This is a genomic window from Micromonospora sp. DT43 (assembly GCF_049841645.1).
Taxonomy (GTDB): domain Bacteria; phylum Actinomycetota; class Actinomycetes; order Mycobacteriales; family Micromonosporaceae; genus Micromonospora.
The window spans coordinates 616,435-630,255 of sequence record NZ_JBNCKR010000001.1; the positions used below are offsets into that span (position 1 = coordinate 616,435).

7 protein-coding genes are annotated in these 13,821 nt (G+C 73.7%); 6 read left to right on the plus strand and 1 reads right to left on the minus strand.

Annotated features, from left to right (window positions below):
- The first annotated feature begins 150 nt into the window (after positions 1–150).
- The 4 genes from gltB to ACLQ26_RS02915 all read left to right on the plus strand — a co-directional run bounded on the left by gltB (position 151) and on the right by ACLQ26_RS02915 (position 8,539).
- On the plus strand, positions 151–4,854 hold the full coding sequence (gene gltB, locus ACLQ26_RS02900; RefSeq protein WP_425742960.1) for a glutamate synthase large subunit: 4,704 nt from the start codon (positions 151–153) through the stop codon (positions 4,852–4,854).
- Entirely contained in the window at positions 4,847–6,382 is a 1,536-nt protein-coding gene (locus ACLQ26_RS02905; RefSeq protein WP_425742961.1) for a glutamate synthase subunit beta, read from the plus strand. Before gltB ends, ACLQ26_RS02905 begins: the two co-directional genes overlap by 8 nt.
- 174 nt (positions 6,383–6,556) lie before the next feature.
- A complete protein-coding gene (locus tag ACLQ26_RS02910) occupies positions 6,557–7,954 on the plus strand; it encodes an MFS transporter (protein WP_425742962.1) in 1,398 nt (465 codons plus the stop codon).
- 69 nt (positions 7,955–8,023) lie between these two features.
- The gene (locus ACLQ26_RS02915) at positions 8,024–8,539 is read left to right on the plus strand and encodes a hypothetical protein (RefSeq protein WP_425742963.1); all 516 of its coding nucleotides are present in this window, start codon (positions 8,024–8,026) and stop codon (positions 8,537–8,539) included.
- A 76-nt stretch (positions 8,540–8,615) separates the two neighbouring features.
- Here the strand turns inward: ACLQ26_RS02915 and ACLQ26_RS02920 are convergent, their stop codons facing one another.
- Positions 8,616–10,148: a M1 family metallopeptidase gene (locus ACLQ26_RS02920; RefSeq protein ID WP_425742964.1), complete on the minus strand. Its 1,533-nt coding sequence runs from the start codon at positions 10,146–10,148 to the stop codon at positions 8,616–8,618.
- A 190-nt stretch (positions 10,149–10,338) separates the two neighbouring features.
- Here ACLQ26_RS02920 and ACLQ26_RS02925 point away from each other — a divergent pair, with 190 nt between their 5' ends.
- Entirely contained in the window at positions 10,339–12,894 is a 2,556-nt protein-coding gene (locus ACLQ26_RS02925; protein ID WP_425742965.1) for an FtsK/SpoIIIE domain-containing protein, read from the plus strand.
- Positions 12,895–12,896: 2 nt separating this feature from the next.
- Complete coding sequence (locus tag ACLQ26_RS02930; RefSeq protein WP_425742966.1) at positions 12,897–13,817, plus strand: hypothetical protein; 921 nt, start codon at positions 12,897–12,899, stop codon at positions 13,815–13,817.
- Positions 13,818–13,821 lie beyond the last annotated feature (4 nt).

Genomic DNA, 13,821 nt, shown 5'->3' on the forward strand with positions numbered 1-13,821 from the left:
ATCCACCGCGCGAGACTACACGTCCCAGACTCTGGACGGTGTGATCAATCTTGAGTGGCCTTGCGCCCCCAGCCCTAACGTAGACTCAATAGACCCACGGGCCGACGTCGTCCCCACCATGATCCAACCTGAGTGACGACAGGAGGCCCGGTGGCTCAGCCGTACGCGGACACGACACAGCCGCACCCGCACAGCCCGCAGGCGTCCCCGACGCCCGGCCCCCATCCGCCCGCCCAGGGTCTCTACGACCCGGCGCAGGAGCACGACGCCTGCGGGGTGGCCTTCGTGGCGGACATGCACGGCCGACGGTCCCACGCGGTCGTCGCCAACGGGCTCGGTGCGCTCTGCCGCCTGGACCACCGTGGCGCCCGGGGCGCGGAGCCCAACACCGGCGACGGCGCGGGCATCATGATCCAGGTCCCGGACGCATTCCTGCGCGCGGTCGCCGACGTGACGCTGCCACCGGCCGGCGAGTACGCCACGGGCCTGGTGTTCCTCCCCGACGACGACGCCGCCGAGACGCGTGCCCGTCGGGTGGTCGAGAAGTACGCGCTTGTCGAGGGCGCGGAGCTGCTCGGCTGGCGGGACGTGCCGATCGAGCCGCACGGGCTCGGCGACACCGCTCTCGCGGCGATGCCCCGGGTACGGCAGGTCTTCGTGGCCGCGCACCGCCTCACCGACTCGCCCGCCGGGCCGGCCGGTTCCGCGCTGAGCGGCATCGAGCTGGACCGGGTGGCCTTCTGTCTGCGCAAGCAGGCCGAACGGGAGACCGCCGAGCGGGGCGTGCCGGCGTACTTCCCGTCGCTGTCCAGCCGCACCATTGTCTACAAGGGCATGCTCACGCCCGACCAGTTGCCGGCGTTCTACCCCGACCTGCGCGACGAGCGGGTGGAGAGCGCGATCGCGCTTGTGCACTCCCGGTTCTCGACCAACACCTTCCCGTCCTGGCCGTTGGCGCACCCGTACCGGCTCATCGCCCACAACGGCGAGATCAACACGATCCGTGGCAACCGCAACTGGATGCAGGCCCGCGAGGCGCTGCTGCGCTCGCCGAACGTGCCGGGCAACATCCGACGGGTCTTCCCGGTCTGCACTCCCGCCGCCTCCGACTCGGCGAACTTCGACGAGGTCCTGGAGCTGCTGCACCTGGCCGGGCGGAGCCTGCCGCACGCGGTGCTCATGATGATCCCCGAGGCGTGGGAGAACGACCCCGGGATGGATCCGGCCAAGCGGGCCTTCTACCGCTTCCACGCGAGCCTCATGGAGCCGTGGGACGGTCCGGCGTCGGTGGCCTTCACCGACGGCGAGATCGTCGGCGCGGTGCTGGACCGCAACGGGCTGCGCCCGGGGCGCTGGTGGCAGACGGACGACGGCCTCGTGGTCCTGGGCTCCGAGGCGGGCGTGCTCGACCTCGACCCGGCCCACGTGGTCGCGAAGGGGCGGCTCCAGCCGGGGCGGATGTTCCTGGTCGACACCGTGGCCGGGCGGATCGTGCACGACGACGAGATCAAGTCTGAGTTGGCCGCCGCGCAGCCGTACGGCGAGTGGCTGCACGCCGGGCTGATCGAGCTGGACGACCTGCCGGCCCGCGAGCACACCGTCTACACCCACGACTCGGTGCGTCGGCGTCAGCAGACCTTCGGCTACACCGAGGAGGAGCTGAAGGTCCTGCTCGCGCCGATGGCGCGTACCGGCGCCGAGCCGCTGGGCTCGATGGGCACGGACACCCCGATCTCGCCGCTGTCCACCAGGCCGCGGCTGCTCTACGACTACTTCCACCAGCTCTTCGCCCAGGTCACCAACCCTCCGTTGGACGCCATCCGCGAGGAGCTGGTGACCAGCCTCGCGTCGACGATCGGGCCGGAGGGCAACCTGCTCGACCCGAACGCGGCGAGCTGCCGGCAGATCGTGCTGCCGCACCCCATCATCGACAACGACGAGCTGGCGAAGATCCTCTCCATCGACGAGGACGGCGACCTGCCGGGCTTCAAGGCGGTGCGGGTCTCCGGGCTGTACCGGATCCGCGAGGGCGCCGCCGGGATCAAGGCGCGGCTGACCGAGATCTGCCGGCACGTCTCCGAGGCCATCGAGGACGGCGTCCGCATCCTGGTGCTCTCCGACCGGGACTCCAACGCCGATCTCGCGCCGATCCCGTCGCTGCTGCTCACCGCGGCCGTGCACCAGCACCTGGTGCGGGAGCAGACCCGCACCCAGGCGGCGCTGATCGTGGAGTCCGGCGACTGCCGGGAGGTGCACCACGCGGCGGTCCTGATCGGGTACGGCGCGGCGGCTGTCAACCCGTACCTGGCGTTCGAGTCCGTGGAGGACATGATCGCCACGGGCGCGCTGCTCGGTGTGGAACCGGCAGCGGCGGTGCGCAACTACGCCAAGGGGCTCGGCAAGGGCGTCCTGAAGATCATGTCCAAGATGGGCATCTCGACTGTCTCGTCGTACTGCGGCGCGCAGGTCTTCGAGGCGGTCGGCCTGGACACCCGACTGATCGACCGTTACTTCCGGGGCACGCCGAGCCGGATCGGCGGCGTCGGGCTGGCCGGTGTGCACACCGAGGTGGCCGCCCGGCACGCGCTGGCCTGGCCGCCGGCGAGCGCCGCCGGCTCCGACCGGCTGGAGGTCGGCGGCGAGTACCAGTGGCGCCGCGAGGGCGAACTGCACCTGTTCAACCCGGAGACGGTCTTCCTGCTTCAGCACGCCACCCGCAGCCGGCAGTACGACGTCTTCCGCCAGTACACGGCCAAGGTCGACGCGCTCGCGGCGCAGGCCGGCTCGCTGCGTGGGCTGTTCACCCTGCGTACCGGGGTCCGTCCGGCGGTGCCGATCGAGGAGGTCGAGCCGGCCACCGAGATCGTCAAGCGCTTCGCCACCGGCGCCATGTCGTACGGCTCCATCTCGGCCGAGGCGCACGAGACGCTCGCCATCGCCATGAACCGCCTCGGCGGCAAGTCCAACACCGGCGAGGGCGGCGAGGACGTCGACCGGCTGCACGACCCGCTGCGGCGCTCCTCGGTCAAGCAGATCGCCAGCGGCCGGTTCGGTGTCACGAGCGAATACCTGGTCAACGCCGACGACCTGCAGATCAAGATGGCACAGGGCGCGAAGCCCGGCGAGGGCGGCCAGCTGCCCGGCAACAAGGTCTGGCCGTGGATCGCCCGGACCCGGCACGCCACTCCCGGCGTCGGTCTGATCTCGCCACCGCCGCACCACGACATCTACTCCATCGAGGACCTGGCTCAGCTCGTCCACGACCTGAAGTGCGTCAACCCGGCGGCCCGGGTACACGTCAAGTTGGTGAGCGAGGTGGGCGTGGGCACCGTCGCCGCCGGGGTGGCCAAGCTCAAGGCCGACGTCATCCTGATCTCCGGCCACGACGGCGGCACCGGCGCGTCCCCGATGAACTCGCTCAAGCACGCCGGCACCCCGTGGGAGCTGGGGCTGGCCGAGGCGCAGCAGACGCTGCTGCTCAACAAGCTGCGCGACCGGGTCACCGTGCAGGTCGACGGCCAGCTCAAGACCGGCCGCGACGTGCTGGTGGCGGCGCTGCTCGGCGCGGAGGAGTTCGGCTTCGCGACCGCGCCGCTGATCGTCTCGGGTTGCGTGATGATGCGGGTCTGCCACCTGGACACGTGCCCGGTCGGCATCGCCACCCAGAACCCGGTGCTGCGCGAGCGGTACACGGGCACGCCGGAGTTCGTGGAGAACTTCTTCCTGTTCCTCGCCGAGGAGGTCCGGGGATATCTGGCCGAGCTGGGTTTCCGGTCCATCGAGGAGGCCATCGGGCAGACCGAACTGCTCGACGTGGCCCCGGCGGTGTCGCACTGGAAGGCCTCCGGGCTCGACCTGGCGCCCGTCCTGCACCTGCCGGAGCTGCCCGCCGGCGCTGCCCGGCGCGGAGTGCGCGCCCAGGATCACGGCCTTGAGCACGCTCTGGACAACGAGCTCATCGCGCTCGCCCGTCCGGCCCTGGAGGATGGGGCGCCGGTCCGCGTCGAGGTCGCGGTGCGCAACGAGCACCGCAGCGTCGGCGCGATGCTCGGCGGCGAGGTGACCCGTCGTTTCGGCGGGGGTGGCCTTCCCGACGACACGGTCGAGTTCGTTCTGCACGGCACCGCCGGGCAGTCGTTCGGCGCGTTCCTGCCGCGGGGCGTGACCCTGCGCCTGCACGGCGACGCCAACGACTACGTGGGCAAGGGCCTCTCCGGGGGCCGGCTCGTCGTCCGCCCGGATGCCGCCGCGCCGTTCCTGGACCCCGACGCCGAGCCGGGGCAGCGAGCCGAGGACCAGATCATCGCCGGCAACACCATCCTGTACGGGGCCACGGCGGGCGAGGTCTTCCTGCGTGGTCGGGTGGGGGAGCGGTTCGCGGTACGCAACTCGGGCGCGGTCGCCGTCGTCGAGGGCGTCGGCGACCACGGCTGCGAGTACATGACCGGCGGCACGGTGGTGGTGCTCGGAGCGATCGGCCGCAACTTCGCCGCCGGCATGTCCGGCGGTACGGCGTTCGTACACCGGCTGGACCGGTCCCGGGTCAACGCGGAGCTTGTCGACCTGGCGCCGCTGCGCGAGCAGGAGCAGGCCCTGCTGCACGAGCTGGTGCAGCGGCACGTGGCCGAGACCGGGTCGGCGGTCGCCGAGGAGCTGCTCAAGCGCTGGCCGGAGGCGGTGTCCGAGTTCACCGCAGTGGTGCCCCGCGACTACCGCCGGGTGCTGGAGATCATGCGGGCCGCCGAAGCAGCCGGCCGCGACGTCGACGACGCGGTGATGAGCGCGCTCAGCGCGCCCGTCGCGCCGGTGCCGCCCGCCCCGCGGGTGGCTGCCCAGGAGGTGGCACGTGCCTGACCCGAACGGTTTCCTGCGCTACGACCGGCGGCTGCCGGCCCGCCGGCCGGTGCCGGTGCGGATCAGCGACTGGCGGGAGGTGTACCCGCCGGCCGGCGAGGAACTGGTCCGTGAGCAGGCCACGCGATGCATGGACTGCGGCATCCCGTTCTGCCACGACGGCTGTCCGCTGGGCAATCGCATCCCGGACTGGAACGACCTGGTCCGCACCGGGAACTGGGACGCCGCTGTGGAGTCGCTGCACGCCACAAACAACTTCCCGGAGTTCACCGGCCGGCTCTGCCCGGCGCCCTGCGAGGCGGCCTGCGTCCTGGGTATCGCGGGCGGCCAGCCGGTCACCATCAAGCAGGTCGAGGTGGAGATCGCCGACGCGGCGGCGGCGCGCGGGCTCACCCCGCGCCCGGTGCCGGCGCCGTCGGGCCGGTCGGTCGCCGTGGTCGGTTCCGGGCCCGCCGGCCTGGCCGCCGCACAGCAACTGGCCCGCGCCGGTCACGCGGTGACGGTGTACGAGCGCGACGACGCGATCGGCGGCCTGCTCCGGTACGGCATCCCCGACTTCAAGTTGGAGAAGCGGCACATCGACGCCCGGTTGGCGCAGCTCACCGCCGAGGGGGTGCGCTTCCGCACCGGCGTGCACGTAGGCGTCGACGTCACCGCCGAGCAACTGCGCGCCGAGCACGACGCGGTGCTGCTGGCCGCCGGGGCGTTGCAGGGCCGGGACACCCCGGAGACCCCGGGGCGGGCGCTGCGGGGCGTACACCAGGCGATGGCGCACCTGGTCGCGGCGAATCGCGCGGTCGCCACGGCGAGCGACGGCGGGCCCGGCGTGGCGGTCACCGGCGAGGGCCGGGCGGCCCGCGCGGTGCTGCCGGACGGCACCCCGATCGACGCGGCCGGCAAGCACGTGGTGATCATCGGTGGCGGCGACACGGCTGCCGACTGCCTCGGCGTCGCCCACCGGCAGGGCGCCGCCGGCGTCCACCAGCTCGACCTGTACCCGCAGCCGCCGCAGGGGCGCGACGAGGCCCGCGACCCGTGGCCGACGTGGCCGTGGGTCCTGCGCAGCTACCCGGCACACGAGGAGGGCGGCGAGCGGGTCTTCGCCGTCGCGGTGCAGGAGTTCGTGGACGACGGCACCGGTCAGGTGCGGGCGGTGCGGATCGCCGAGGTGACAGTCGAGAAGCGCGACGGCCGGCGGGTGGTGACGGTCGTGCCGGGCTCCGAGCGGGAGCTGCCGGCGGACCTGGTGCTGTTGGCGATCGGTTTCGAGGGCACCGAGCAGCAGCCGCTGCTGGAGCAGTTCGGGGTGACCCGCAACCCGCGAGGAGCGATCGACGCGCGTGACGACTGGCAGACGGCCGCCGACGGCGTGTTCGTCGCCGGTGACATGCACCGGGGCGCCTCGCTGATCGTGTGGGCCATCGCCGAGGGGCGCGCGGCGGCCGCGGCGATCCACGGCTACCTGGGCGGTGTCGGCGCGTTGCCGGCGCCGGTCGGCCCGGCCGCGCAGCCGCTCGCCGCTCGCTGAGGCGCGGGCATCCGGGCGGCGCGGCACGTCCGTCGCCGCACCGCCCGGACATTCCCGCTGGTGAAGCCGCTCACAAATGTGGGCAAAAAGGTTTAAGCCGGCAAGACTTGCCGGCTGCCGAACCGCGCCGCGATCGGTGTGAATGATCATGCTGCCGATCGCTGGAGGTTCGTTGTGGCCAGAGGTGCCACCTTCGCCGCGTTGCGCCACCGCAACTACCGGATCTGGGCCCTCGCCGGCTTCATCTCCGTCATCGGCACCTGGATGCAGGTCCTCGGGGTCAACTGGTACGTCCTGAAGGAAACCGGCTCGGCGACGTCCATGGGCTTCGCCGTGCTGCTCCAGGCGGCGCCCACGCTACTGCTCAGCGCCTGGGGTGGCGTGCTGGCCGACCGGCTACCCGCCCGCCCGTTGCTGATCGCCGCCCAGGGCGCCCACGCGGTGCTCGCCGCCGGACTGGCGGCGGTCGCCCTGACCGGGGTCGGCGGCCTGCCGCTGATCTTCGCGATCTCGCTGGCCACCGGTGCCGTCTCGGCGATCGAAGGCCCGGTGATGGGGCGCTGGGCCGCCAGCCTCGTCGACCGGGAGACGCTGGGCAACGCACTGGCGCTCGGCTCGCTCACCAACTCCGCCGGCCGCATCCTCGGCATGAGCCTCGGCGCCGTGGTGGTGGCCGCCGTCGGACCCGCCCTGCTGTTCGGCATCAACGCGGCCAGCTTCGCCGCCGTGGTGGTGGCGCTGTTCGCCGTACGCCCGGGAGCCGTGCCCGGCCTCCCGGTCCCGGACGCCGGCCGGGCCCGGGACGGTGTCCGCGCCGGGTTCGCCTACCTGCGCGGGCAGCCGGTGCTGCTCCTCGCGCTCGCCCTGTCGTTCGTGCTCGGCAGCCTGGGCCGTAACTACCAGGTGACGATGGCCGCGATGAGCGACGGGCCGCTGGACGCCGGCGCGTCCGGGTACGGCCTGTTGTCGACAGTGTTCGCGGTCGGAACGGTGGCGGGCGCGCTCGTCGCGGCGCGGCGGCGTTCCCTCGGCTACCGGACGCTCGTCGTCGCGGGCCTGTTCGCCAGCGGATTGCAGATCGTCGCCGGCCTCGCGCCGAGCACCTGGAGTTTCGCCGCGGTGATCCTGCCGATCGCCGCCGCCGCAGTGGTCATCGACACCACCGTCGGCACCCGTGCCCAGCTCGACACCGACAGCGCGATGCGAGGCCGGGTGCTCGCGGCCCTGGCGGTCACCGGCTCCGTCTCCGCCGCGGTCGGCGCCCCGCTGCTCGGCTGGCTCGCCGAACACGCCGGGCCCCGGCAGACGCTCGTCCTCGCCGGAGCCGCGGCGGCGATCGCCACGACGGCGGCGGGCGTCGCCCTGGACCGCCAGCGCGGCCGAGCGGCGACCCTGGCGCTTGTCGTTCCGCGACCCCGCCACCCGGTACGACGAGCGGCGTTCCGGGCCGCCCGCATCGTCCGGCCCACCAGTGCGGTCTGCGTCATCGCGCCCGCCGAAGCCGGTGCGGTGCGGTCGGGCGGGGTCCGGCTCCGAGAGTTGGCCACCGCCGGGTCCGTGACAAACCGCTGAGACAGCGGTCACCCCCGGCGGCCCGCTTCTGGGACAGGACGACATGAAGATCATCGTTACGCTGCGCTCATGGACAACGAGGAGCGGTTGCGGCGTACGCGTCGGTGGCTGTGGATCGTGCTGATCGGCCTCTTCCTGAGCGGTGCCACCGCGTTCCCGCTGGAGATCGAGGTGCGCTGGCTGCTGCGCGCGCTGGACCCGCTGGCCGGTCAGTTGCCGGCGCTCATCGACTGGATCGAGCGGGTCCACACCGGACTCGTGACCGCGGGGGAGGACTACCCGTTCCTGCTCTACGGCACCGACTGGCTGGCCTTCGCCCACCTGGTGCTGGCGGTGGCGTTCTGGGGGCCGCTGCGTGATCCGGTGCGTAACGTCTGGGTGGTGCAGGTCGGCATGATCGCCTGCGCGGGGATCGTCCCGCTGGCGCTCATCTGCGGCCCGATCCGGGACATCCCGTGGTTCTGGACGCTCGTCGACCTGTCCTTCGCGGTGGGGGCGTTCCCGCCGCTCTGGTTCGCCTACCGGCACATCCGCGCCGTCGAGGCGAGCACGGCCGAGCCGGCGGCTGCCCCAGCGGTCGTGTGATCGGCTCCCCTCGGGGAGGTCGGCGCGGAAGGGCCCGCCGCAGGGGCGGCGGGCCCTTCCGGTTCACGCCGGATCGCTAGTGCGACATCAGCTCGTGCGCCTCGCGGATCTTGGCCCACGACTTGGGCTCGGCCGGAGGGGCGGCCTTGCGAGCGGCGCTTGCCACGTCGGGCCGGCCCGCGGTGAACAGCCAGGTGGTGAACAGGTCGTCCAGGTCCAGACCGGAGATCCGCTCGGCCAGGGCCTGGAACTCCTCGATGGTGCCGTTGCCGTAGCGGTGCTCGGCCGTCCACGCCGGCAGGATCGCGAAGAACGCGTCGTCGCCGACGGCCAGCCGGAGCTGGTGCAGCGTCATCGCGCCCCGGTCGTAGACCGCGTTGTCGAAGACCCGGTCCGCGCCCGGGTCACCGGGCAGAACCTGCCAGAACTCGTCGTCGGCCGGGTAGCTGGCGTAGGTGAAGTCGAAGACCTCCTGCGCGGTGCCCTCGTCCTGCTCCTCCGACCAGAGCCACTCGGCGTACGAGGCGAAGCCCTCGTTGAGCCAGATGTTGCGCCATTCGGCGACCGAGACCGAGTCGCCGAACCACTGGTGGGCGTTCTCGTGGGCCACCACGTACGTGTTGGCGCCGCGACGCCAGAAACCCGGGCCGTACACCGGGCGGGTCTGCGTCTCCAGGGCGAAGCCGATGCCGTCGATCGGCCCGGCCACGCCACCTCGTGCCTCGAACGGGTACGGGCCGAAGATCCCGCTCTCCCAGTCGGTGATCTCGCCGGTCCGCTCGATGCTGGCCCGCGCCGCCGGCCCGAGCGCACCCAGCGAGGTGCTGTACGCGTTGATGACCGGCTGGCCGCCCGGGGTGGTGTCGGTGACGATGTCGTACTGGCCGATCGCCATGAAGGCCAGGTAGGTGGCGGTGGGGGAGGTGGTCCGCCAGATCCACCGCATGCGGTTGCCGGCCTCGGCCGCCGGCGGCCGGGGCTGCACGCCGTTGCTGATGACCTCGACGCCGGTGGGCACCGAGACGGAGATGTCGAAGGTGGCCTTGTCCAGCGGGTGGTCGTTGCTCGGGAACCACCACCACGCCGACTCGGGCTCGTTGACCGCGAGCGCCCCGTCGTCGGTGCGCGTCCAGCCGGTGTAGCCGCCGACAAGGGTCTCCGACGGGATGCCGGCGTAGCGCACCACGATCGTGAGCTGCTGGCCCCTGGTGATCGTGCGGGCCGGGGTGACCACCAGCTCGTGCGCGCCCGCCGTGCCGGTGGTGGCCTCCCAACCGTTGACCCGCACCGACTCGACGTCGAGCAGGAAGTCCAGGTTGAACGCCGAGAGGTCCTGCGTCGCGGTGGCGAGGATCGTGGTGGTGCCGGTGAGCCGGTCGGTGGCCGGGTCGTAGCGCAGCCGGACGTCGTAGTGCGAGACGTCGTAGCCGCCGTTGCCGTAGTCGGGGAAGTAGCTGTCGCCCAGGCCGGGGGCGCCGGGTTGCGGCGCGACCGAGACGACGGGCCGGCCCCAGCCCGTCGGGGCGGCCGGTGCGGGCGCGCCGGTGAGCATGGTGCCGGCGGTGGTGAGGGTCAGGGCGGCGGTGGCCGCCGTGAGGACTCGTCGCACGAGGTGGACTCCCTCCATCGGGTGTACGCACCGCCAACCTAATCGACAACTGTGAACGTTGCTCGCCCGTCGTCGCCGTGGACGTGCCACGGCGTCGCCGTCGCGAAAGAGTGGGTCGCTACTGTCCCGGTGTCACAGCTGTCCGTTAGGGTTTCGGCGAACCGGACGGCCGTGGCGTGGGAGGCAGAGCGTGGGCAGGCTCGCGTCGGCGTACGGGCAGGCGGTCACCGCCCATCGGTCGGCCCGCGCGCACCTGGAGGCCGCCCGGGGCGTGCTCGGCGTGGCACCGGCTCCGAGGCCGCAGGCCGGCGGGGGCGACCTCGTCGCCCGACTCGCGCGTCTCGGCGGCGCGCTGGCCACACCGACCCCCGGCGCCACCGCGCTCACCGACGCGCCCGCCGCTGTGCGGATCGGTGAGGCGTCCACCCCGGACGGTGGCTTCCCGGTGCTGCTGCCGCTCGGCGGCGGCCACCACCTGGCCCTGGACACCGACGCCAGGGACGGGCGGGTCGCCGCGCTGCTGCGCGCGCTGGTGCTGCGGCTGGTCGCCACCGCGCCACCCGGTCGGGTCCGGGTCACGGGCATCGACACCGCCGCGCTGGGCGCCACCTTCGGCCCGCTGCGTCCGCTGCTCGACGCCGGCGTGCTGGACCCGCCGGCCACCGGCGAGGCCGAGGTGGCCGCCCTGCTGACCGCCGCCGAAAGCCACGCCCGCGCGGCCCAGCACGCCGAGCCCTCCACCCGGCAGTTGCTGCTGGTGGTCGCCACCGCCGCCCCGCCGCCGCGCGAGCTGGCCCGGCTCGCCGCGCTCACCCACGCCGGCCCCGCCGCCGCCGTCTGCGTGCTCCTCGCCGGCCATCCGTCCCGGCTGCCCGGCGAGATGTCGCCGCCGCTGGGCAGCACCACCGCCGTCCGGCTCAGCGAGGGGTACGCGCACGTCGGCGACCCGCCTGGCGCCCCGTTCAGCGCCGACGGCAGCGGGCTCGCCGCACCCGTGCTGCTCGACGGCGACCCGCCGCCGGCCTCGGTACGCGCGCTCGCCGAGCACCTCGGCGCCGCCGCCCGCCGCGCCGACGCGCTGCCCTTCGCCGAGCTGCTGCCCGAGCGGCGCTGGGCCGAGTCCGCGGCCAACGGCCTGCGTACCGTCGTCGGCCGGGCCGGCACCGCGCCGCTGACCGTCGCCTTCGACGCTGCGCTGACCGTCGCCTTCGACGACGCGACCCCGCACTGGCTGGTCGGCGGGCGCACCGGCGCCGGCAAGACGGTCTTCCTCCTCGACGTCCTCTACGGACTGGCCGCGCGCTACTCGCCTGCCGAGTTGCAGCTCTACCTGCTCGACTTCAAGGAGGGCGTGAGCTTCACCGAGTTCGTGCCCACCGGGCGTGACCCGTCCTGGCTGCCGCACGCCCGTGCCGTCGGCATCGAATCCGACCGCGAGTACGGCCTCGCCGTGCTGCGCGAGCTGCGCCGAGAGGCACAGCGTCGGGCCACCGCGCTGAAGCGGCACGGCGTCACCAAGCTCGCCGACCTGCCACGCGACAGTCCGCTGCCGCGCATCGTGGCAGTCATCGACGAGTTCCACGTGCTGCTCGCCGGCAACGACGCCCTGGCCCGCGAATCCGTGGACCTGCTGGAGGAGCTGGCCCGCAAGGGCCGCTCCTACGGCATCCACCTGGTGCTGGCGAGTCAGAGCATGACAGGCATCGAGGCGCTCTACGGTCGGGCCGAGGCGATCTTCGGGCAGTTCGCGCTGCGGGTGGCGCTGCCCGGCGGCGGTGGGGTCCTCGACCAGCTCAACGACGCCGCCGCGGCCCTGCCGATCGGCTTCGCCGTGGTCAACACCGCCGCCGGGGCGGTCGGCGCCGACACCGTGCTGCGCTTCCCCGACGCGCACGCCGCCGCCGGTGACCTCGCCGCGCTGCGCCACGAGCTGTGGCAGGCCCGCCCGCCGGGCTCGCGGGCCCCGGCGGTCTTCAGGGGGTACGAGGCGGCGCGCGTCGAGGACGATCCCACGTTCGCCGGGCTGCGCCCCGGTGGCCGACGCCCCATGGCGCTTGTCGGCCGGACTGTCGACGTGCACGGCACCACGGCGCTGTTCCTGATGGACTCGACTCCCGGCCGGCACCTCGCCGTGGTGGGCACCGCACCGGCGGGCGCGGACGTGCTGCGCGCCGCCGCGCTGAGCCTGGCCCGCCAACACACCCCGGGCGACGCCCGGTTCCAGGTGGCCTCCCTGGTCACCGCCGCCGACCCGGTCGCGGCCGAGACCGAGGCCGCGCTACGGGCCGCCGGTCATCCGGTGCACCGCCTCGACACGGCCGGCCTGCGTGACCGGATCGTCGCGTTGGCCGCCGAGCCGGCCGGCCGCGAATACCTGGTGGTGTTCGGGATGGACGCCGCCGCTGGAGTCCTCGGCGCGGCCGACCCGGTCACGTTCCGCTCCGGCCTGGACGACCTGCGTGCTCTGCTGCGCCAGGGCCCCGCCCAGGGCGTGCACCTGCTCGGCTGGTGGCGGGGCCTGCGGCGGCTCTCCGACGACCTCGGCGGCACCCAGAACCGCGACGACGTCGCCTGCCTCGTCGCACTCAACGTGCCCGGCGCCGAGCTGGCCCTGCACCTCGGGGTGCACGACCTGGCCTACACGCCGCGCGCCGACCGGGCGCTGCTTGTCGACAGGCACGACCAGCGCACGAGGCTGATCGTGCCGTTCGCCCGCGACGGGCACGAGTCGTACGGGGAGCGGTGACGGTGTCCTTCGAGGAGTACGCGGCGCTGGCCCGACAGCTCGCCGAGCACCGCCGCGCCGGCGAGCGGGACGCCGCAGCCGAATCCGAGCGGCGCCGTGACCTGCACGCCGCCGCCGACTACCTGCACCAGCGGCTGACCGCCCAGGGCCACCGCCTCGACCAGCTCGGCCGCGCGACAGGCATCGACCAGCCGCCGGCCGGCCCGACCGCCGCCCCGGGCAACGACGCGTCGGCAGCCAGCACGGCCGCGCCGCCCGTGGGGTTTGGCTCGCCGACGGCGACCGGGTCGGCCGGTCACCCTGCCGCTCGGCCTGGTCCGCCGGCGGGGTCCGGCTCGGCCGCCGGGCCCGAATCGGGGGACGGTGGATCCGCCGGCGCAGCCGGCGTGCCGGGGCGGGCGGGTGTCGGGGCGTACCCCGAGCTGCCGGGGGTGCAGGCGCGGCTGGCGCTGCCGACGGCGGTGAGCCCGGCGGGCGCCGGGGTGCCCGCGCAACGGGCGGCGGCGGTCGATCCGGTGGTGGAGCTGGAGCTGGCCCGGCGGATGGCCGACGAGGCGGACCGGCACGGGCAGCAGGCCGAGGTGCTGGCCCAACGGCCGGCGCTGCTGCCGACGTGGACGCCGCTGGCGCGGGCGGTCGCCGTCTACGCCGCGTGCGGTGCGGCGGCGGGGGTGCTCATGCTGACCCTGGTGCTCGCCTCCGGGGTCGGCCTGGTCGACGGCTTCACCCTCGGCGCGTGGATCTGTGCGGGGCTGCCGGCGCTGGCGTTCTTCGGGGGATACCTGGTGCTGGGCCGGTGGGGGAGACCCGCAATGGTCGCCGGCACCCCACCCCGCTACCTGCCACTCGGGTTCCTGATCTGTTTCCTGCTGGTGCCGCTGGGTTACTGCGCCTACCTGCTGCTGTTCCGCGCCCTGCGCTGAGGGG

Coding starts and splice junctions, on each gene's coding strand:
- ACLQ26_RS02915 (WP_425742963.1), top strand. CDS start 8,024: ATGGACAACGAGGAGCGGTTGCGGCGTACGCGTCGGTGGCTGTGGATC.